The sequence below is a fragment of the Fodinibius sp. GM21 genome (assembly GCF_058386955.1).
In genome coordinates this window covers 692,939-714,807 of sequence record NZ_JBYEIQ010000002.1, presented here as the reverse complement: position 1 = coordinate 714,807, position 21,869 = coordinate 692,939, and the positions used below count along the sequence as shown (strand labels likewise).

Below are 21,869 nucleotides of genomic sequence, written 5' to 3'. Positions count from 1 at the left end.
ATAAACCTATGAAACGCGTACATAACTTTAGTGCAGGTCCAGCTACACTTCCCCTCGAAGTATTAGAAAAAGCTCAGCAAGAACTTACTGACTTTCAGAATATGGGCCGATCAGTGATGGAAATCAGCCACCGAAGCACCCAATACACCGAGATTGACCGACAGGCAAAAGCACGTATCCGAGACCTGCTACATCTTGGAGATGACTTTGAAATCATGTTCCTGCAGGGCGGTGCCAGTTCACAGTTTATGATGGTTCCGTTTAACTTTCTGGATGAGAATCAAACAGCCGATTACATTGATACGGGACGCTGGTCAAACAAGGCTATCAAAGAGGCCAAAGTCTTTGGAAATGTTCATCGTCCTTACAGCAGTAGTGAAACCGGATATGATCGGGTTCCAGCCAACAATGAACTGAATTTTAGTGATAATCCTGTGTATGTTCATTTTACTTCGAATAATACTGTAGCAGGAACCCAATTCCCCAAAGAACCCGAAACCAATGGAATCCCCTTGGTTTGTGACGCCTCTTCAGACTTTCTTTCAAAACCTATAGATGTATCCAAGTATGGAATCATATATGCCGGCGCTCAGAAAAATATTGGTCCCGCCGGTGTAACAGTTGTTATCATCCGAAAAGATTTCTTGCAGAAAGCAAAAACCAAAAACGTACCAACTATTCTGCAATATCAAACGCACGCAGAAAAAATATTCAACACTCCACCTGTTTTTAACGTATATATGGTGAATCTCGTGTTGGAATGGATTCAAGATAAAGGCGGCCTGAAACACTTCAAATCATTCAATGAAAAGAAAGCCGGGCTGCTTTACGATGAAATCGATCGGGATGATTTTTACCGCGGTGCCGTTAGAAAAGATTCGCGCTCACTGATGAACGCCACCTTTCGACTTCCATCGGAAGAACTTGAAGCCAAGTTTTTATCAGAAGCCGAAGAGCAAGACCTGTATACGCTAAAAGGACACCGCAGTGTGGGTGGTATCCGGGCTAGCATGTACAATGCATGTCCGATGGAAAGCGTAGAAGCATTGGTCAACTTCATGAAAGCATTTAGAAAAGAGAACAGTTAACCAACTAAATCACATCAGTCCAAATACGGTTAGAAAATGATCGATCGTATTTGGTACGAAAATCAACAAATATAAAATACCCCAGAGAGCACCAGCAAGGTGGGCTTCGTGATTAATCTTTCCTCGCTCCTGTTTGCTGGCGTACATGCTGTAGATTAAATAGAAGATTGCAAACACAAATGCCGGAATAGGAATGGGTATCAACATCAGGTAAATTTTTTCCATTGGAAATAGAAAAATAAATGCAAAAAGAACGGACCCCACCGCTCCCGATGCTCCCAGGGTAGCATAGTTAGGATTATCCTTAAATTTTATGACTGAGGGAATTCCAGCCACAATAAGTCCCGTTAAATACAATCCTAAGAAGGAGCCGCCACCCAATATTCGTTCCATTATGGGTCCAAAAAAATACAGGGTGAACATGTTTACAAAAAGGTGCCCCAAATTGGCATGTAAAAATCCTGATGTGAGCAACTCATACCAGCTGTTTTCCCTGACAGTCCGATAGGGTTTTAAATATCCCATCTCAATAAATTTAGGATATAGATACAGCGCAGCCAGCGATATAATCACATTGGCAACAACTAAATAAAATGTAACGGGATAGCTTGCTATATAATCTTCCATATACTCTTATTTATGATCATCGAAGATAGACAAGAGCCTGTTCGATCTCCAATTTAATTTTGCTCATGGTTGCCATCAAAGCTGCAGAGTACTTATATTTGATCATCTTTAAAGCCGATGTAGCTCAGGGGTAGAGCGATTCTCTCGTAAAGAATAGGTCGCTGGTTCGAATCCAGTCATCGGCTCTTTTTAATCAGGTTAAGAAATAGGTCGTTTCAAAAGATCGGGAACGTCATCTCAAAATATTCCCTCCTTTTATCATTTTACGAAACAAAATACATCGCATTTAGTTGCTAAAACATAGCTGAGTTTTACGATTAAGTACTATGGATTTTTATATCCTGTAAAAATATATTATTGCATACTTTAAACATCAGGCATAATCATTTTGCGATATCTTCCACTATTTATATTAGTCATCAGTTTATTTATCAGTTCTTGTGGTACGAGCTCTCGGTTGGGGGAAACTAGTAACAACTCTGACTCCCGCGGGGGCGGCGAAAAAGTTGAGGAAGGAATGGCAAGCTGGTATGGACCTAATTTTGATGGCAAACTAACAGCCAACGGTGAAACTTATGATATGTATGATCTTACGGCTGCTCACCGGACCCTCCCCTTTAATACAATTGTCAAAGTTACAAACCTGAATAATGGTAAGTCTGTGGCAGTTCGCATCAATGATCGTGGCCCCTACGCGAAAGATCGTATTATCGACCTATCTAAAAAAGCTGCTGATAAAATCGATATGTTGGGACCGGGTACTGCCCCTGTAGAATTGATTCTGTTGGAGGGCGATCTCAAAAACTCAAGAGTGACTAATCTTAAAGTACCTACCTACACTGTGCAGCTCGCCTCATTCAACCATGAACATCAAGCCCGATCTCACGCTAAAAAAATTCAAGGTGCACGAGTCGAAAAAATTAATATGGCCAGCAAAACCGTATACCGCGTGTATCACGGTATTTATACTGATAAAAATAATGCCCGTTCAAAACAGCGCCAGCTCAAAAGACGGGGCTTCAATGGCTACGTAAAACAGATAGAAAATTAATTTAAAAATATTCCTTTCTGTTGGAATGTATTGATTACATTTTTTGGTTGTAGCATCAGCTATAATCCCATACAACACATACAGATGAAGAAAAAAATAATTGTCATTGGCAGCGGCTTTGGCGGACTCGCTACAGCATCTCGACTATTATCACAAGGACATGAAGTTGAAGTGTTTGAAAAAAGAGATAAACCCGGCGGACGCGCGTATGTTTATGAAATGGACGGCTTTAAGTTTGACGGCGGCCCCACCGTTATAACAGCTCCATTCTTATTTGATGAAATTTTTGAGGCAGCCGGAAAAAATCGAGAAGATTATTTTGAGTTGGTCCCTTGTGATCCCTTTTACAGGATATTTAATGCTGAAGGTGAAAAGTTTGACTATAACGGCGACCACGATTTTGTTTTAAACGAAATCGAGCAATGGAATCCTGCAGATAAGGAAGGCTACACCAAGTTCCTCAAGACCACCAAAGCTATTTTCAATAAAGGATTTGTAGAACTGGCCGATCAACCATTTTTAAATCTGTGGGATATGATTAAAGTAGTGCCCGATCTCATCCGGCTTCAATCCCACAAAACAGTTTACAAATATATTGCACAATTCATTAAAAATGATTTCCTGCGCAAGGTGTTCTCTTTTCATCCCCTGCTAGTAGGTGGAAACCCTTTTGATACCACCTCCATCTATGCAATGATCCATTACCTGGAACGCGAGTGGGGGGTGCATTACGCTATGGGGGGGACCGGTTCAATCGTAAATGCTTTGGCTCGACTGATTGAGGAGCAAGGCGGCAAAATCCATTACAATGCAGAGGTCGATGAAATCACAATAAGCAACGGCAAAGCGAATGGTATTCGACTTATAGACGGCAGTGAATATTCGGCAGATCAAGTAGTATCTAATGCTGATGTGGCCTTCACTTATCGCAATATGATCCCAGAAAGCAAACGCACCACGTGGACCAATCGTAAAATTGAGCGGACGAAGTACAGCATGTCGCTCTTTGTGATCTACTTTGGAACAAAAAAGCGATACCTGGATTCTGAACTCGAGCATCACAATATTATTTTGGGTGAGCGATACGAGGAGCTGCTCTCCGACATCTTTCATGATAAGAAGCTGGCTGAGGATTTTTCTCTATACCTTCATATGCCCACAAAGACCGATCCTTCTCTTGCTCCCGAAGGCTGCGAAGGGTTTTACGTTCTCTCTCCGGTGCCCCATTTAGACAGTGACACCGACTGGAATGAAAAAGCCAAACCATATCGCGATGCCATCATTTCATTTCTGGAGGAAAACTACCTTCCCAACCTCGAAGAAAATATTGTGGTCGAACACCACATTGATCCCCTGCATTTTCAAAATACGCTCAACAGTTATAAAGGATCGGCCTTTTCGGTAGAGCCTATTCTTACCCAGTCGGCCTGGTTTCGACCGCATAACAAATCTGAAGACGTAGATGACCTGTTTTTTGTAGGAGCGGGTACCCATCCCGGAGCAGGGCTGCCGGGCGTACTTTCGTCTGCAAAAATAGCTGAAGATTTGATTTGTAAATCTTAAAATAAAATACCCGACACATCTATATGTGCCGGGTATATATTTTTGATTCCAATAAACTTTCAAACCTCTACAGAGGCAGATTATCGTGCTTCTTCTGAGGTACGTGATCTACCTTGTTTTCAGAAACCTCCAGAGCACGAATTAACTTTTCGCGCGTTTCGCTGGGCAGGATTACGTTATCAATAAATCCGCGTTCCGCAGCTTTATACGGATGCGCAAACTCTTCCTTATAGTAGTCGATCAGTTCCTGCTCTTTAGCTTCAGGATCGTCGGCAGCGGCAATCTCTTTTCGGAAAATAATTTCAACTGCTCCCTTTGGTCCCATAACTGCAATTTCTGCTGTAGGCCAAGCAACGTTATAATCTGCACGGATATGCTTCGAATTCATTACGTCATACGCACCACCGTATGCCTTCCGGGTAATTACGGTCATCTTTGGTACGGTAGCCTCACAAAAAGCATACAACAGCTTAGCACCGTGCTTAATGATACCTCCCCACTCCTGATCGGTACCGGGTAGAAATCCGGGGACATCTTCAAAGGTTACCAATGGAATATTGAAAGCATCACAAAAACGCACAAATCGAGCACCTTTGAGCGATGCATCAATATCGAGCACTCCGGCCAGTGACAGTGGTTGATTGGCAACAATGCCTACACTGCGTCCGTCGATTCTGGCAAAACCTACCACAATATTAGTGGCATAATGCTCGTGGACTTCCATAAACGAGTTCTTGTCTACAATACCCTCAATTACTTCCTTTATATCATAAGGCTTATTGGGATTATCGGGCACAATATCATCAAGCTTTTTGGCTTTTGCCGAATCGGAATCTTTGGATTCTTCTCGGGGAGGTTTCTCTTCACAATTCTGTGGCACATAGGTTAAGAGCTTGCGAAGTTGTTGCAGGCAAATAGCATCATTTTCTTCTGTGAAATGAGCTACGCCTGACTTCGATCCATGGGCACTGGCGCCGCCCAGCTCTTCGGAGGTTACCTCTTCATGGGTTACAGTTTTAACAACATTCGGACCGGTAACAAACATATAGCTGGTATTTTTGACCATAAATACAAAATCAGTCAAGGCTGGACTGTAGACCGCACCGCCGGCGCAAGGGCCCATTACCGCCGAAAACTGCGGCACTACACCTGATGCCATACTGTTGCGCCAGAAGACTTCGGCATAACCGCCCAATGAGGATACGCCTTCCTGAATCCGAGCGCCACCCGAGTCATTAAGACCAATGATAGGCACGCCATTTTTCATCGCCATATCCATCACCTTACAAATTTTTTCGGCATGGGTCTCCGACAGTGATCCTCCAAAGACGGTAAAATCCTGACTGAATACGTAGATTGGGCGGCCGTGGACTTTTCCAAATCCGGTAACCACTCCATCACCATCTATTCTTTTATCTTCGAGACCAAATTTGTGACTTCGATGTTTTACATATGGGTCAATCTCTTCAAAAGATCCCTTATCCAGTAAAATGTCAATGCGTTCGCGCGCCGTCAGCTTCCCCTTATCATGTTGTTTTTGTATTCGTTCTTCGCCTCCGCCTTTTTGCGCGTCTTTACGTTTTTGTTTAAGTCGCTCTACCTTTTTATCCGAAGCCATCTAATTTTCTTGTTTATTGCGATTTTGTTTCTCCAAAAAATAACTCTGTAGCCGATCAGTAAAATCCACCGCCGCCTCAGAATACATATCAACTAAATTACGTTTAAAGATATCCTTCTCAATATATTTACTCACATCGCGCCAACTGTCGTAAGCAGCAATATCCTCAATCGCCTGATCAAAAGCACGATCAGAGCCCCGAAAAATCTCTTCTACAAACAGTTTCTCGTCATCCGCTAGCATATCGCGGAGATTCTTTATCTCCTCATCAGAAGCATCTTCCTTAGTCAGGTCAATAATAGGTTCATCAATAAATCCATCCTCATCAACCTTTTCATCTTCTTCGGCACCGTACTCTTTTTTATACTCTTCGATCTCTTCATCACTCATGTAGCGCATCCACATAGGCGTACCTTCTTCAGAATCGGATGTATCCTCTGTGTCTGCTTCCGATTCTTCTTTGCCCTCGGTGTTGATAGATGAAATGCTGTTATCTGACGGAGAGTTTTCTTGTTGCTCTTCTTCTATTTCTTCGGAATTTTCTTCTTTCTCGGCTTCCTGCCCTTTTACTTTTTCCCTTTCCTCACTTTCGGATATTATTTCCTTATCCTCTTCTTCCTCAGTCTCATCCTCGAAAACAGTATTTAACGAATCATCCTCTTTATCTTCACTCTCATCAATTTCATCAGAATTTTCAAGTTGATCTCCGGATTCCAATTCCTGTAGTTCATTTTCTTGAGTTTGCTGAACCGACTCGTCCTTCTCCTCATCTAAAACAGGTTGAGAGACAACATCACTGGTATCATTTTTTGCGGGCGGTTGGTCTTCAAAAAGTGAAGATTGATCATCTTCATATCCATCAAAGTCCAGCAATTCGGGTGACGAAAGCACTTCGATAAATTCAGCTCGACTTAGAACTGTGTTCATCAGGTCAAACTTCCGCGCAATCCGTGGCATCTTTTTATCTTCAAAAAATAGTCGCAATAAATTAGTGTCGATACCATCTTCCTGCAGCTGAAAAAGGGGTTCCAGCATCTGAGCCCAGTTTAACGGAGAATATTTGGAAGTTAGTTTCTCATCAGCCTGAGCAATAATAGTTGAACAGCGCTCTTTACTAAGTGTTTCCAATTCCTTCTTCCGCATATATCGAGATAGGACAACAGCAAAGTGCCGATAAACGACAACAGCTTTTAACCGCTGGTGCAACTGTTCTTCCGAAAGCTCATCTTTGGCTCCAAAAATGACGTCCGGCACATTTTTTCGCGGCTGAACCATCATTTCTATAACATCCGAAACTGCCGTTTCAATAACGGCCTGTGCATAACTGGCCGGCAGACGAGCTTCATCTTGAATAGCATCAATAAATTTTTGCCAGGCATCAAGTACGGCATCAGCACTGGTATTGGCCCAGTCTGTTTTAGGGATGTTCATCGAATCAGAAAGGTTACGCTTTAATTCCACACTGATCCGCCGAACAATAAAAGATGGGAACTCCCAGGAGCGAAGTTCTTCAATCCGATAATATTGATCGTTTTCGGGCAAACGATCGATTAGTCTTTCTGTTATTTGCTGTATTATTTGTTTCATAATTTTGGGAAATATATCGTCTAACGAAAGGCAATACAACCTAAGAACGGCTCAATATGTTAAATCCTGAGAATCTTTTGAAATTTCCTTTCCATTAATTGGGTAACATATTTAAAAACGTGGATCTGCCAAAGTTTCCATTTAGGATTTGATGATCCCTTATTACCTTTGGCCTATGATTACATTATCTGTTGAACAGCTAAAAAAGTCCTTTGGTCCGAATATTATTTTTTCGGATATCTCCTTCGATCACCAGTCAACTGCCTTGGGCATTGCGGGATCTAACGGCTCAGGAAAGTCTACATTTTTGAAATGTCTCGGTAGACTTTTGCCCCCGAGTTCCGGAAACATCGCATGGAAAGATAATGGAACTGTACTCAATAAAACAGATCTTAAAAACAAGTTGGGATATGCGGCTCCATACATCAATCTTTATAATGAGCTGAGTTGCCGCGAAAACCTCGAATTCATTTCAAAAATGCGGCACCAAACTAATTCTGTTAAAACGATTGGTTTATGGATCTCCAAGGTCGGACTTCAACATGCTATTGATCAACCATTTGGAAAGCTTTCAACAGGACAGCAGCAACGGCTGCGCCTGGCCTCGGCCTTGTTTTATGATCCTGATATTTTGCTATTAGATGAACCGGGATCCAACCTGGATGAGGAGGGACGAGACCTTGTAAACGAAATTGTTACAGCATTTGATGAGCCTGAAAAGCTGATCATCATTGCTTCAAATAATCCCGATGAACTGAATCTCTGCGAACGGACCTTTTCTATTGAAAAAGAGACGTTTGTCGAACAGGATTAATCAATCTGACAAGTTTCACCCTGGCAACACTCCCGAACATTAATACCACAATTAGCACACTGCCCGTGTCCGTGCACCCAAACCAGTGGAGCCTTTGCACCACAATAGGTGCACTGTCGGGATTCTTCTGATCTATTTTCTTGCGTTGATCTACTCAGCTCAGCCATATTTATGATTGTGTTAACTCTTCATATGCTACTCCAAGATTATCAGAAAGAGTCCAAAAATCAGCATATAGAAAATGACCGAAATTCTCCAGCAATTTCTTATTGGTAATCTCATCTTTGCTCAACCCTTGGTCAATCCCTTGCTGAGCATAATCTAATACAGCAGAAAGATAATTCTTCATTACATCGAGATCCTCTTTTTCTCCGGTGACTCCATATTCAGGGTTGGCATGCCCAAAAATATAAATAGCATCAGAAGGATACTCATCCGCAACAGTTGATAAAATGTTCGTCCAATTCTGCATGGAAGCTCCTGATGGTCGATCGGTATAGGGATTCATCCGGTTGAACACCAAATCTCCCATGTGCACAACATTGGCTTTTTCAAAATAGACCACAGAATCACCACCCGTGTGACCGGGACCAAAGTATTTCGTATGGATGGTTTCATCTCCCAAGTCCATTTCCCAACTCTCGGAATAAGTCGTATCGGGGTATGCTGTATTTCCTTCCCCCTCACTTTCTTCATTCGCTTTTTCCATTAATTTAGGCACATTTTCATGTGCTGCCATCTTTTCAGCTACTCCCTTAAAGACCGGGTTGCCGCCGGTATGATCACCGTGGTGATGAGTGTTTATGAGTAGGTTTAAAGGCTGATCCGTTTTATCCTGTAATCCGTTTAGGCAATTTTTAGCTGTCGCGGGATATTGGGAGTCAATAACAGCCATTGCATCCGGCGATGCCAACCAACCGATCGTGCCGCCACGCTCTGTAAAATAGCCCACATTGCGCCGAAGCGTAGTAAAACTACCTTGGTGATTAGCAAATAAAGATTTAAACGGAAAAGCAGCCCCGGCTGCCAATAATGAAGAACGGAATATAAATTGACGGCGATCCATATTTAAGGCAATTTCGTTAAGGTTTAGTAAGATATTACGCCTACAATAAACCCAATAAACAAAAAATCATTCCTAAAGTGCCATATCATCCCTGATCAATAATAAGATAGCAGCATGGGGACAGATTAAATACTTTTCGTTTTCAAACTCAATTTCGTGGGTCTGATCCTTAATAAATATTGCTAAATCACCCTCCTCAGCCTGCATTCCTATATATTTCGTTTCGCTGGTTTCTTTCCAGGCTTCATCCACTTCGTTGGATGGAATGGGATAACCGGGCCCTGTTTTTACCACATATCCGCTGTGAATATCTTCCTTTTCTTTCACAGTAGCAGGCAATACCAATCCACTCTTGGTTCTAGTTTCCATATCACGAGGTTTAATCAGCACCCGATCACCTACAACTATAAATTTATCGACTGAATTAAGGTATTCTTGAATCATCTCAGAAATTTAATTTGCAAAGCTATTGTTGAATAAACGTTTAAAGGTAACGTCTTTGTATAACAATCTGAATTAAAGATTTACTCCCTTAACCCGTAAAAATTATGGACTTATCGAACAAGTTATGTATTGTAACGGGTGCCAATTCAGGTATTGGCAAAGAAACAGCACGCAGCTTTGCCGCCGATGGCGCTTATGTAATTATGGTCTGTCGGAATGAGCAACGCGCTAAAACTGCTCGACAAGACATTATAAAAGATACCGGTAATACGGGTGTCGAAGTTATAATCGCTGACCTGGCTGTACAATATGATGTGCGATCTGCAGCTGACCAGATTAACCAGGAATTTGATCAAATTGATGTCCTCGTTAATAATGCCGGACTCATTGTCAATGAACGCAAAGAAACCATTGACGGTATCGAAAAAACACTTGCCGTGAATCACCTTGCCCCTTTTCTACTGACCAATTTACTTTGGGATGGACTTTACCAATCAGAGGACGGTCGAATCATTAATGTATCATCAGAAGTTCACAAGATGGTTGCTAACGTCTTTGACCTGGACAACCTACAGCTTACTGAAAACTATTCTGCTATGAATGCTTATGGTATTTCCAAGCTCTGCAATATCATGTTTACCCACGAGCTGGCTAAACGGACAGCTGATAGTGCTATAACAGCGTACAGCCTACATCCCGGTGTAGTAAGAACCCAATTAGCAGAAGAAGCAGGTTGGGCAATGAAACTATTTTATTGGATGGGCAAACCTTTTATGCGATCGCCAAAGTCGGGAGCGGCAACAACCATTTACCTTGCTAAATCCGATGAAGTGACATCCATGAATGGGCGATATTTTAAGGATGAAAAATTAGCTGAACCTTCTCCCATTGCCTACAATGATGATATTACTTCCCAACTGTGGAAAAGAAGTGAAGAACTAACGGAATTATCCTAATATAAAAAATCTCTTCACTCGTATTTTTCGGGTTCTCCAGATTAAATTACCAACTTTATCTTCAGTAATTTCATTTTCCTTTCCATCTTTTTCAGAAGTCTCAGCTGGCATCTTTTCTTTGGCCTCATCCAGATGAAGGTTGTCTAAAAAAAGTTTCAGCTGGTTGCGATCGAAATGCGAATAGCGATTTTCTAAGGCTTGAACAACATCCGGCCAGATTTCCGGCCGAGCCGACCATTCAATACCTAAACCTATAGCATTTTCAGGAGCGTCCTCCCCCAAGCAAATGTTCAATCTTTCATCTATGTCGGAAGGTACGGGTTCGTGGCGCAATAACTTGGGACCCAACTCATCTCCATTTGCGCGCGGAAAAAAACTTTTCCACATCTGGTTTGTATAGGGATGGTGGTAATAAACCTCATATTTCTTGCTGTCCTTACGCAATTGTTTCATCTCATTTATGAGGTCAACTTGCTTGTCATGGTCGATAATATACATGGGGATCAATTCTTTTAGTTCAGGATTTTACTCCCGAGCCAACATCAATATAGATTCTATAACAACTCCATCTATATGTACAAGAAATCCTGTAATTTGTTCCGGTGATGAATTTTCTTCTTTAATACAATGATTGCATTCGGTCTAAGAATATCTCATACTTCTTTTACCAACTATAACAAGCGCAAACTTCATCAATTAATTACATCCATTCATGGCTACCAGGTTCTACCAAAAACCTTACTTTCAAAGTCGACAAATCTCCATTGCTACAATTATTTCATGCGGATTATTTTTAACAATCCCTTTCGCTGATGCAATAGGCCAATCCACATTTGAACGTGGGGAACGATTCTACCTTCAGCGAGATGCCAATGCCGATTCTTTCAAAGCGAATCCTACCAATATCAATCGGGCTATTGATCTATTTGAATCTGCATTAGATCAGAATATCAAACCTGAGGAATCAGCTGCATATCTCTTACGGTCTTACTATTTCAAAGGGATGTTTACCGGGCTTAGCAAAGATCAGCAAAAAGATGTATATGAAAAGGGACGAAATTTGGGAGAGAAGATGATTGCCCGTTATCCCGATTCAGTACCCATTAAGTTCTGGTATGCTGCCAATATCGGCCGCTGGGCAGACGTTCATAGCTTTGCACGGGCAGCTACAAGCGGCATTTCAAAAAAGTTACGGGGAATATGCAAAGATATCATTGATGCAAATCCCAAATACCAAGATGGAGGCGGATATCGCATTTTAGCCCAAGTGCATTTTTATTCTCCCAATATTCCCATCGTAATGAGTTGGCCGTCAAAAGATAAGGCGTTGGAACTTGTTGAAAAGGCAGTGGAAATTGCCCCCGAAAATCCTACAAATAAGATGCTGTATGCAAATATTCTACTGGAGTTTGACCGAAAGGAGGAAGCAAAAGAACTTCTATATGAAATTATGCGTATGACACCTCGGGACTCCCACAAAGTTGAAGACCACTATGTTCAATACCGCAGCCAAAAACTACTCGAGGAGCACTTTAATTAGCGCAATAAGTTTAAGACAAATCCAATCACTTCTCTGTTCAGCTGATCGTCCTTGATCCGACCATTAATCTGCTGTTGAGAAACGGTTACTTTTCCACTGAATGAGAAAGAGACTTTTTTATCTTCATTAGCAGGATCAGCCAATGTTAGACTGATTGCAGGCTGCCCATTACTCCATTCAATTGATTTCTTTAACGGAATCGAAAAATCAAGCATAGGATCTTTAAATCCGCCACCGGTATCGATCGCCGAAAACTCCAGGTCAATGGTATGGTGCTGATTGAGATCAATCACTTGCCCATCTCTTTTTAATGATACTATTTCAGCTGTTGTCTGAATTTTCATTTGGGTACTGTCTTGTATTCCTTAATTTCAGCTTAATTATAGGCAAGCTGATGATCATTTAGAAATGCTATGGATAAAAAAGAGTGCCCCGGTTGTGCTATGGAAGTGGATACCGATGCAGAGGTATGTCCTATTTGCGGATATGAATTTCCGAGCCAACCGCTACATTATCAAATCGCAGCGTGGATTATGATAATTCTACTGCTGTTATACTGGATAGTATTTTAGAATTTATTGACGGGTTAGGAATCCACGACATCTTCATTTAATCCATATAAATATCTTCGTTGGTCATCCGGATCTTTAATCCTTTCAATAATATCGACATTTTTAGATAAGCGTTTCCTGAATTTTTTGTTGATAGAATTGATGGTATCATTTCTCAATTTCCGCCGATAATCATAGTTATCAATATCAGGCCAAAGCGCCTCATCTATTATCATTGACTCAAGATATCCCTGATTACCGAACAAGTACTTTAACAACCGTTTTTCGTCCGAATTCAACCACTGCACTTGCTGTATCTGCCGATGTGTAAACGATTTTTTCCCTTTTGAGCGATCCTTTTTGGGGTTAAAGCGATTCTTCAAATAAAAACCACCGGAAAGCCCGGCAAGTAAAAGTAATATCAAAACATATATCCAGTACCCATTTTCATTAGATTCAGCAAACTGTATTTCAGATAAAACAGAGTCTTCGCTTACCCTGATAACTTCGACCGGATACTGATCAGCATCCGTAATTTTCTTTATTCCTACAATGATCAGATTCCCCGAACGGGGATTAAATAGAAAATTAATCGGTACTATTTGGTTTGATTTAATAGAAGGTAATAATATTGCCTCACCTACTTGCCCCGATGCTGCATTGACCATTTTTAAAAACATCAAATCATCAGAAGTATCTTCAGTAACTGTTGGAATATACCAGACGTCACTTTCATTACTGTAGGCTGAGCCACTTATCCCATTTGTCCTGCTAATTCGTATAAAAGATTCGGGGTTATAGAATCGGTATCTCTGATCCATAGTTGTAACTTTATTCCAGCTATTGTCAGCAAAAGAGAAGCGCCATATGTCGTTAACATGATGGCGGGCAGTATATTGATCATCAGCTCTTTGCTTTTCAACAGGAATACGTCCCCCATAAATAAGAAATTCATCTAAGGATGAAGAATAAATTCCTGTATGGGGAACCCTTGCACTTGGAACTTGAGAAACAGGATCAACATTCTGTACACTCCATTCCTGCAATTCCCTGTCGTAATGCGTGATATAATTCTTCCAAATCCAGTAACCATATCCCCCGAAAGCATAAATATCACCTGCTCTAATAAAAGGTTGATGTTTAAACTGATTTCTATGGGAATGAGATTTATCAATTCTTGTTGTCTGATATGTTTGCGGGTCAACCTCAAAAACGCGTCCCACCCCTCGATCCCAAAAACTCATCACCCCCTTTTTATCATTGTAGGCAAACTCGAACTCAGAAAAATCATCAGGCAAGGATTCCAATTCTGATAAGAACAACCATTGGTTAGAATCTAACTTGTATTGCCAAAGACCGTCACTCAGAACAACCAATAATCTACTATTAGCAGTATCAACATCAGCATAAATGATTTCGCCATGAATAAATCGGGGTTCTTTATTAGGTTTGGTGGTCGGATTATTCGTGGATTGAGCTGAAGAATTATAAACTCCCAGGAATAGTATCGGCACAACCAATAAGCAGGCTGACACAATGCTTTTTCCGAATTTTTTTATGAACCAGTTCATAAAATGCTTCGATAAAATCATCTTTTTATCCTATTGTAGAAACGATTCATCAAGAGAGAGGCTATTTGCGCCATCAAAATATATCATCTGCTAATCATAGCTTTGTTTTTTGTCCCATGCAAATGACCTTTCTTTACAAAATAGTATAATAGACTATTAACAAGAAGGGGCAATTTTTGGGGTGGCAAGTCTAAGCCCTGTCAGAGATCTATATCTGGCAGGGCTTTTTTATAACAATGCGATAACAAATACTGATGCAACAGGGGTAACAATGAAAATTTCCAAAATAAAAAAAAGGCTCCAGATCTGCTTTTTAAACATTCTGAAGCCTTTTAAAGTCGGGACGACTGGATTTGAACCAGCGACCCCTCGACCCCCAGTCGAGTGCTCTACCTGGCTGAGCCACGTCCCGAATTAGAGTTGCTAAAGATATGGCTGTCGGTGGCAAAACTCAACCTATTATTCGATACTTTGGCATAGTTCTACCAACACGCCATGATTGTCTTTGGGATGCACAAAAGCCACCAATTTGTTATCGGCTCCGCGGCTGGGTTTATCACTCAACACGGTAAAGCCCTCTTTTTGTAGCCGTTCCAGCTCAGCATGGATATCATCCACCTCGAATGCCACATGATGCATACCTTCGCCCTTTTTTGCCACATATTTGGCAATCACTGAGTCCGAACTTGTAGCCCCTAACAACTCAACTTTGGATTGACCTGTTTTAAAAAATGCCGTTTCTACTTTTTGATCTTCTACCACTTCGCGCTTATAACACTCTCCGTCCAGAAGCTTTTCGTAGGTTTCTACCGCTTCCTCCAAATTATCAACCGCAATGCCAATATGATCAATATGCATGATTTATATTCTATTTACAGTTACCGGAGTTAGTTCGCAGACAAACTAATATATTGTAATGCTCGAATACCTTCGAGCCCAAGTATTGGCTGCAGCTCCTCATCCGACATATTTTTATCCACAGATACGGCTGTAATAGCATTCTCGCCTTTCTTTGTACGTCCCAAACTCAAGTTGGCAATATTGATATCTTGATTTGCCAACGCGCTACTGACCGATGCCAGCATCCCGGGTTTATCTACATTTTGATACATAATGATATCCCCTTCAAGGCGCAGTTCAATACCAAATCCGTCAATTTCTACAATGCGATAATCATTTTCACCGAAAACGGTGGCAGAAATTCTTTTATAATCAGCTCCTTCATCAAGCTTAATAGTTATCAAGTCGTTAAATGTTTTTGTCTGACTGGCAGTAGTTTCACGAATATTCAGTCCACGCTCTTCAGCATAATAACGGGCATTAATCAGATTTACCGACTCACTTACATGATGCGAAAGAATTCCTTTTAGGATGGAATCAGTTAAAACATCCGCAAATTTGGTGCAGGTACCGCTATATTCAAATGAAAACTCGTTGGCATGCTCTGAAGCCAATTGAATAGCCACGCTTCCCAGCTTTTCAGCGAGTTTCAAATACGGCTGCACCTCTTTATTGGTGATCAACGAAATCGATTTTCCGTTCAAGCTTCCCTTAAAACTTTTCTGCTCCAGGGCATCGGCCATCTGATGAGCAATCTGTTCGGCCACTTTTTCCTGCGCTTCCTCAGTAGAAGCACCAAGATGCGGTGTTGTTATTATCTGAGGGTGCTTCAGTAACTCATACAGTTCTTCGGTAGGAGGCTCGCTGGAATAGACATCCAGTGCTATACCTTCTACGTATCCCTCCTCTATAAGCGTAATCAAATCCTCTTCTTTATATATTCCACCCCGGGCACAATTCACCAGGTACATTCCCTTTTTGAGCTGATCTGCATTTTCCATCGAAACCAAGTTCTTCGTCTTCTCAGTCAACGGAGTATGAACCGTTAGAAAATCAGCCTCACCAAGCAACTCATCCAATTCGAGCAATTCTACGCCCAGACTTTCAGCCTTTTCTACTGATGCAAAGGGATCATAAGCCTTAATGGTCATTCCAAACTTCTGCATACGCTCGGCTACTTCACCGCCTATTTTACCAAGTCCCACAATACCAAGTATTTTGTTATGGACTTCTGTACCCATGTATTTTTTTCGATCCCATCCACCACTTTTAACTTTATTAACTGACTGAGGGATATTTCGCGCCAATGCTAAAATCATTCCGCAAGTATGTTCTGCAGTAGAAATCGTATTGCCATCGGGCGTATTCATCACCAATACCCCTCGTTCCGTTGCAGCGTCAATATCAATATTATCAACGCCCACTCCGGCACGACCTACAACCTTTAATTTTTCTGCAGCCTTTAGCACTTCCGGTGTTACATCTGTTGAACTCCGCACCACGATACCGTCATACGATTTTATCTCATCAAGCAGTTCCTGCCCGCTTAAATTATGATTGCGTACAACTTCAATTCCGCGTTCTTCAAAAACTTTCTCGCAGAGTTCATCAACATTATCTAACAGTAAAACTTTAAATGACATCGGTATGTGTTAATTTGATTGTTTAAAATTCAGCAAATTCGGTTATCAATTGTTTTACTTCCCCAATTCCCTTTTTGTCTTTTGTAGAACTGACAATTATAGGCACCTCAATATTCATTTCATCCAAAATCCGCTGTAACCGAAACTTGGATTGCTGCTGTTTATTGTAGGAAAGTTTGTCGGCCTTCGATAGCACCACAGCAAACGGCAGTCGATTCGTTCCCAGCCAATAGAAAAATTCTTCATCTAGATCGCTGGGCTCATGGCGAATATCCACCAAATGAAGAACCAAGCGGAGTGTCGATCTTTCTAACAGGTAATCGCGAATATCACGTCCCCAGCGCTCCCGTTCCTCTTTGGAAACCTGGGCATACCCAAATCCGGGCAGGTCAACTAAGAACAGCTTGTCATCCACCTGGTAATAATTCATCTGCTGTGTTTTTCCCGGCACATTACTGGTGCGAGCCAATCCCTTGTGATCAACTAAAGCATTAATCAACGATGATTTGCCTACATTAGAACGACCTGCAAAACAGATCTCGGGAAAATAGGGATCAGGACAAACATCCAGCGAAGGAGCACTCGTGACGAAGTCAGCTTTTTTGAAAGGCATTATATGATTTCGTTTTCCTCTTTTTCGATGCCAAAGTTAACCGGTACGGGGTACTCTTCGGTAAAACAGGCGGTACAGTATCCTTTGGGAGATACATTGGCCTCTTTTACAGCGTTTACCAGCCCATCAGGCGATAAATAACGGAGGCTATCTACCCCAATTTCTTCGGCCATTGCCTCAATATCTTGGTCAAACCGATTGGCCATTAATTCCTCAGGGGTCGGAAAGTCCATCCCATAATAACAAGGACTGATGATCGGTGGTGAACTCACCAAAAAGTGTACTTCTGCAGGATTATCCTGCCTGATCATGTTAACTAAATAGCGCGATGTCGTTCCACGCACAATCGAATCATCCACAATAATAACCGAACGGCCTTCGATCACGCCCTGCACTGTATTAAACTTTGTTCGCACTTTTTGGTTGCGGGATTCCTGTCCCGGTGATATAAAGGTACGCCCCACATAGTGATTGCGAATCAGCCCGATTTCAAACTTGCACTTGTGTCCTAATTTTTGATTTTCATGTACGTATCCCAATGCAGCGGTATTGCTGGAGTCGGGCACTGAAATCACAATAGGTTTTTTATCACCGGGAGCATTCCTTATCACTTCATCAAGCGGGTGCTCTTTGGCCAGATACTTACCCAAATTACGACGGACTTTATCAACATTTTCGCCAAAAATTTTACTGTCTGGGCGTGAGAAATAGACATACTCAAAAATACACTGGCTGGTATCGGTACCATATTCGGCATCCAGATGATAAGATTCCGGTTCAGAATCAGCTGTAGCATCCTGATCCATTACCAGCACTTCTCCGGGCTCGATATCACGGATAAATTCGGCGTCAATGATATCGAACGCACAGGTTTCACTCGCTACACAATACGATCCGTCCACTTTCCCCAACGCCAACGGACGAAACCCATTAGGATCACGAACTGCGATCAATTTGTCGTCGGTCAGCATCACCAAACTGTATGCACCCTCAACCTGCTCAAGTGCATCTAAAACCTGTTCTAGCTGTGTTTCTTTTTTGCTGTGTGATATCAGATGCAGAATAAGCTCGGTGTCTGAGGTACTTTGGAAAAGCACGCCCTCTTCCCTGAAGCGCTCACGCAATTGCTTGGCATTTGCCAAATTTCCATTGTGCCCTATTGCAATATTACCGCTGCGATAAAGAACACGAAACGGCTGAATATTTGCAGGGTTTTTAGAGGCACCTGTGGTAGAATACCGATTATGCCCAATAGCGGCTGTTCCTTTAAGTTCTTCTTCAAATATCTTCTGATTATCAAATACATTAAGCACGAGACCAAAATCACGGTGCGCAGGCATTACCCACCGATTTTGCTCTTCATCAAAATAAGAAGTTACAATTCCCGCTGATTCTTGTCCCCGGTGTTGCAGTGCGTGCAGTCCGTAATAGGTGAGAAGGGCTGCGTCGGGATGGTTTTGCATCCCAAAAATGCCGCAATAATCGCGTGGCTTGTCGATCATTAAGCTAATTGATAAGAATTGGTTTCCAGTGACTGGAAGTTAATAAAAATAGTGCAGTATGTGGAAACAAATGATTATTTTATTTTGGTCGTTTAGAAGTATCGTCGAGTCTGACATTAACGTCGCTCATTTCTACACCAGTCGTAACTTCGGAGCTGAATGTGAAATCATGTTGGACTAATGCCGACCGAACCTGATCCATGAGCTCCGATGTTATATTCGCCAAAAATACTTCCTGCTTGGAAACATCTACTTTGATCCAAAAATAACCGGTTAGTTCCACAAAGTTGGGCATAAAACCGGTTGTTTGTACCATGGGTTCCGGGTTCTCGAGAACGTTTTCGTTTTCCCTAACAACATCTAATAAAATACGACATGCCTTTTCGGCATCATCACGGTAATCAACCCCAACTGTAAATTTGCCGCGGCGTAATCCATCTCGCGTATAATTATACAGCGGCTTGGAAAGCAACTGAGAACTCGGCACAAACACATCACACCCATTAGCCATACGAATATGGGTATGACGTAATTCGATATTTTGCACGCGGCCCATAACCCCTTCGGTCTCTATAAGATCACCATTGGTAAATGGGCGACTAAAGGCCATGAAAAATCCCGCCAGAAAATTTTCGCCAATGTCTTTAAAGGCAAAGCCCAAGATAACAGCGGTAATACCACCACTGGCTAAAATACTGGTTGCAATACCGGATAATCCCAAAATATTGAGTGCTATCAGAATGCCAATAACAAAGATGAATGCATATATTAATTTCCCGAAGAAATTTATATTCGACGATGTTAAAGGCGTTTTATCCAATACATTTTTATAAATTTTTCGACCGCCTCTTGCCAAGAAGTGAAATAGGACAAGAATTATTAAAGCGATAAGGAGTTCGGGGAGCTTTTCCAGAAATTGTTCAAAAAGCTCTTCAAACCGGCTGTATAAAATTTCCATAATCTTTTACTATTTCTTGAATGGCATTAAATTCAAAGAAGCCTTTCTACATTTCTAACCGTCATCTCGACCATCAGAGAAATTTTTGAGTATCTAAATGGTCAAATATTAAAAAAAGAATTCTCATCCCGTTAAATCGAGATTCGAGATGATATTCGGTTTTGCATGACCTCTTCTAAGAAAGAGAAAAGTTTTAAGTATGGAAACTAATTTTTTTGATAGAAACCGAAGGAAGCAAACATCGGTTGACGAAAATCTGTTTAAAAATAAAAAAGCTCCTGCAGTAACCTGCAAGAGCTTTTTGTCAGGAGAGCGGGAGACCGGAGTCGAACCGGCGACCTTCTCGTTGGCAACGAGATGCTCTACCGCTGAGCTACTCCCGCTAGTATGTCAACTCTTTAAAAATGTATTTTCAGTCGCTTTAGTGACGAGAATATTTCCGCTTTTCAAAGAGTCCCAAATATAAGGTATTCACCCTATATATATCAAGAACAATTAGTCATTTTCTGCAAAACTTTTTGCCTGAAATAGTTAAAGAACAATCGTCTCTGATCGCTTGGGACCTTTGGATAAAATCGTCAGCTCTATCCCTAAATAATCTTCTATAAATTGAAAGTAGTCTTTTGCTGCTTTCGGAAATTCTTCAACCGTATTGCAGTTCTCCAAGGATTCATTCCAGCCGGGCATAGTCTTAAAAACCGGCTCAATATTCTCAATGTCAGGAAGATCCAAAGGAAAGACATTTGTTTCTTCACCATCAATGCGATAAGCAGTACACAACTTGATTTCTTTAAAGTCATCCAGGATATCAAGCTTGGTAAGGGTCATCTCGTTCATTCCATTTAACCGCACCGCATATTTAAGAGCAACCAGGTCAATCCAGCCACAGCGGCGGGGACGCCCGGTAGTAGCTCCAAATTCCTGACCCGCTTCACGCAGTTTTTCGCCAGCGTCATTTGTCAACTCAGTTGGAAATGGTCCGTTACCAACGCGGGTACAATAGGCCTTGGAGATCCCCATCACTTTATTGATAGCCGTGGGCGGAATAGCTGAACCGGTACATGCCCCGCCTGATGTAGGGCAGGATGAAGTCACAAAAGGATAAGTACCATGATCGACATCCAGCAGACTGCCTTGAGCCCCCTCCAATAAAATTTCATCGCCCTTTTCTATCGCATCATGCAGCAAGGCGGAGGTGTTTGTAATATAAGGACATAATGTATCAGCGACTTCCAACAAGTCCTCAATAATTGGCTCGGCCTCAATAGGATCGTGTTTATATACGTGCTGTAAAGCCTCATTAATATCCGCAATATTATCCTGTACCTTTTTGCGCAGTGCCTTTGGATGAAAAAGATCCGACATGCGAATACCCACGCGTGAAACCTTGCTCACATAGGCCGGACCAATACCTCGTCCGGTGGTACCAATAGCATCATCTCCACGGTGTTCTTCTTTAACCTGATCTAGCAGCTGGTGATACGGAAGTATTACATGAGCGGAACTGCTGATCTTTAGCCGATTTTTAATATCGCCCCCAATCGCTTCCACCTCTTTGATCTCCTCGAGCAGTGCAAACGGGTCTATTACGACTCCATTACCAATAATGCAGGTTGCATCACCATTAAAAATGCCTGATGGAATGAGATGCAGCACAATTTTTTTGTCATCAAATTCGAGAGTATGCCCGGCATTCGCACCACCCTGATACCGAACAACGTAATCCGCATTCTTACTAAGCAGATCTACTATTTTTCCTTTCCCCTCATCACCCCACTGGGCTCCTACAACAACACGAATGGCCATAATATCAATGTGACATAAAAAAAGGGGTGAA

21 protein-coding genes and 3 tRNA genes are annotated in these 21,869 nt (G+C 41.8%); 8 read left to right on the top strand and 16 right to left on the bottom strand.

The window, feature by feature from the left end; genetic code table 11:
* Positions 1-8: 8 nt before the first annotated feature.
* The gene (serC, locus tag ACT3IB_RS07020) at positions 9-1,088 is read left to right on the top strand and encodes a 3-phosphoserine/phosphohydroxythreonine transaminase (protein WP_491538292.1); all 1,080 of its coding nucleotides are present in this window, start codon (positions 9-11) and stop codon (positions 1,086-1,088) included.
* 9 nt (positions 1,089-1,097) lie between these two features.
* On the opposite strand, the gene ACT3IB_RS07015 is transcribed toward serC, so the two are convergent.
* Complete coding sequence (locus ACT3IB_RS07015) at positions 1,098-1,715, bottom strand: rhomboid family intramembrane serine protease (RefSeq protein ID WP_491538291.1); 618 nt, start codon at positions 1,713-1,715, stop codon at positions 1,098-1,100.
* Positions 1,716-1,828: 113 nt separating this feature from the next.
* Between ACT3IB_RS07015 and ACT3IB_RS07010 the strand changes: the two genes are divergently transcribed.
* From ACT3IB_RS07010 to ACT3IB_RS07000, 3 genes are all read left to right on the top strand, one after another.
* Positions 1,829-1,900 (top strand) — tRNA-Thr (locus ACT3IB_RS07010).
* 272 nt (positions 1,901-2,172) lie between these two features.
* Positions 2,173-2,766, top strand: a complete 594-nt coding sequence (locus ACT3IB_RS07005) for a septal ring lytic transglycosylase RlpA family protein (RefSeq protein WP_491538290.1) — start codon at positions 2,173-2,175, stop codon at positions 2,764-2,766.
* An 84-nt stretch (positions 2,767-2,850) separates the two neighbouring features.
* Positions 2,851-4,329, top strand: a complete 1,479-nt coding sequence (locus ACT3IB_RS07000; RefSeq protein WP_491538289.1) for a phytoene desaturase — start codon at positions 2,851-2,853, stop codon at positions 4,327-4,329.
* Between the two features lie 67 nt (positions 4,330-4,396).
* Here the strand turns inward: ACT3IB_RS07000 and ACT3IB_RS06995 are convergent, their stop codons facing one another.
* Positions 4,397-5,947 carry an acyl-CoA carboxylase subunit beta gene (locus ACT3IB_RS06995; RefSeq protein WP_491538288.1) on the bottom strand — a complete coding sequence of 517 codons (1,551 nt, stop codon included), beginning with the start codon at positions 5,945-5,947 and terminating at the stop codon, positions 4,397-4,399.
* Positions 5,948-7,534 carry a DUF8457 domain-containing protein gene (locus tag ACT3IB_RS06990; RefSeq protein WP_491538287.1) on the bottom strand — a complete coding sequence of 529 codons (1,587 nt, stop codon included), beginning with the start codon at positions 7,532-7,534 and terminating at the stop codon, positions 5,948-5,950.
* A gap of 175 nt (positions 7,535-7,709) precedes the next feature.
* On the opposite strand from ACT3IB_RS06990, the gene ACT3IB_RS06985 reads away from it, so the two are divergent.
* Positions 7,710-8,348 (top strand): ABC transporter ATP-binding protein, encoded by a 639-nt coding sequence (locus tag ACT3IB_RS06985; protein WP_491538286.1) that lies wholly within the window; start codon positions 7,710-7,712, stop codon positions 8,346-8,348.
* Positions 8,349-8,517: 169 nt separating this feature from the next.
* Here ACT3IB_RS06985 and ACT3IB_RS06980 read toward each other — a convergent pair whose 3' ends face one another.
* Entirely contained in the window at positions 8,518-9,414 is an 897-nt protein-coding gene (locus ACT3IB_RS06980) for an MBL fold metallo-hydrolase (protein WP_491538285.1), read from the bottom strand.
* 72 nt (positions 9,415-9,486) lie between these two features.
* On the bottom strand, positions 9,487-9,858 hold the full coding sequence (locus ACT3IB_RS06975; RefSeq protein WP_491538284.1) for a co-chaperone GroES: 372 nt from the start codon (positions 9,856-9,858) through the stop codon (positions 9,487-9,489).
* A 104-nt stretch (positions 9,859-9,962) separates the two neighbouring features.
* On the opposite strand from ACT3IB_RS06975, the gene ACT3IB_RS06970 reads away from it, so the two are divergent.
* A complete protein-coding gene (locus tag ACT3IB_RS06970) occupies positions 9,963-10,814 on the top strand; it encodes an SDR family oxidoreductase (RefSeq protein ID WP_491538283.1) in 852 nt (283 codons plus the stop codon).
* On the opposite strand, the gene ACT3IB_RS06965 is transcribed toward ACT3IB_RS06970, so the two are convergent.
* Entirely contained in the window at positions 10,806-11,312 is a 507-nt protein-coding gene (locus ACT3IB_RS06965) for a hypothetical protein (RefSeq protein WP_491538282.1), read from the bottom strand. The genes ACT3IB_RS06970 and ACT3IB_RS06965 overlap by 9 nt on opposite strands.
* Positions 11,313-11,526: 214 nt before the next feature.
* On the opposite strand from ACT3IB_RS06965, the gene ACT3IB_RS06960 reads away from it, so the two are divergent.
* The gene (locus ACT3IB_RS06960) at positions 11,527-12,354 is read left to right on the top strand and encodes a tetratricopeptide repeat protein (protein ID WP_491538281.1); all 828 of its coding nucleotides are present in this window, start codon (positions 11,527-11,529) and stop codon (positions 12,352-12,354) included.
* Here the strand turns inward: ACT3IB_RS06960 and ACT3IB_RS06955 are convergent.
* Complete coding sequence (locus ACT3IB_RS06955) at positions 12,351-12,698, bottom strand: hypothetical protein (RefSeq protein ID WP_491538280.1); 348 nt, start codon at positions 12,696-12,698, stop codon at positions 12,351-12,353. The genes ACT3IB_RS06960 and ACT3IB_RS06955 overlap by 4 nt on opposite strands.
* A gap of 69 nt (positions 12,699-12,767) precedes the next feature.
* Between ACT3IB_RS06955 and ACT3IB_RS06950 the strand changes: the two genes are divergently transcribed.
* Positions 12,768-12,926: a zinc ribbon domain-containing protein gene (locus ACT3IB_RS06950; RefSeq protein ID WP_491538279.1), complete on the top strand. Its 159-nt coding sequence runs from the start codon at positions 12,768-12,770 to the stop codon at positions 12,924-12,926.
* Between the two features lie 14 nt (positions 12,927-12,940).
* On the opposite strand, the gene ACT3IB_RS06945 is transcribed toward ACT3IB_RS06950, so the two are convergent.
* The 9 genes from ACT3IB_RS06945 to ACT3IB_RS06905 form a co-directional block, all read right to left on the bottom strand.
* On the bottom strand, positions 12,941-14,476 hold the full coding sequence (locus ACT3IB_RS06945) for a Kelch repeat-containing protein (RefSeq protein WP_491538278.1): 1,536 nt from the start codon (positions 14,474-14,476) through the stop codon (positions 12,941-12,943).
* Positions 14,477-14,814: 338 nt separating this feature from the next.
* Positions 14,815-14,888, bottom strand: a tRNA-Pro gene (locus tag ACT3IB_RS06940).
* A 47-nt stretch (positions 14,889-14,935) separates the two neighbouring features.
* Entirely contained in the window at positions 14,936-15,334 is a 399-nt protein-coding gene (mce, locus tag ACT3IB_RS06935) for a methylmalonyl-CoA epimerase (RefSeq protein WP_491538277.1), read from the bottom strand.
* Positions 15,335-15,363: 29 nt separating this feature from the next.
* Positions 15,364-16,959, bottom strand: a complete 1,596-nt coding sequence (gene serA, locus ACT3IB_RS06930; protein ID WP_491538276.1) for a phosphoglycerate dehydrogenase — start codon at positions 16,957-16,959, stop codon at positions 15,364-15,366.
* A gap of 22 nt (positions 16,960-16,981) precedes the next feature.
* On the bottom strand, positions 16,982-17,572 hold the full coding sequence (gene yihA, locus ACT3IB_RS06925; protein ID WP_491538275.1) for a ribosome biogenesis GTP-binding protein YihA/YsxC: 591 nt from the start codon (positions 17,570-17,572) through the stop codon (positions 16,982-16,984).
* Positions 17,572-19,074 (bottom strand): amidophosphoribosyltransferase, encoded by a 1,503-nt coding sequence (gene purF, locus ACT3IB_RS06920; RefSeq protein WP_491538274.1) that lies wholly within the window; start codon positions 19,072-19,074, stop codon positions 17,572-17,574. Before purF ends, yihA begins: the two co-directional genes overlap by 1 nt.
* 79 nt (positions 19,075-19,153) lie before the next feature.
* Positions 19,154-20,032, bottom strand: a complete 879-nt coding sequence (locus ACT3IB_RS06915; protein ID WP_491538273.1) for a mechanosensitive ion channel family protein — start codon at positions 20,030-20,032, stop codon at positions 19,154-19,156.
* A gap of 311 nt (positions 20,033-20,343) precedes the next feature.
* Positions 20,344-20,415, bottom strand: a tRNA-Gly gene (locus tag ACT3IB_RS06910).
* Positions 20,416-20,563: 148 nt separating this feature from the next.
* A complete protein-coding gene (locus ACT3IB_RS06905; protein ID WP_491538272.1) occupies positions 20,564-21,838 on the bottom strand; it encodes an adenylosuccinate synthase in 1,275 nt (424 codons plus the stop codon).
* Positions 21,839-21,869: the final 31 nt, after the last annotated feature.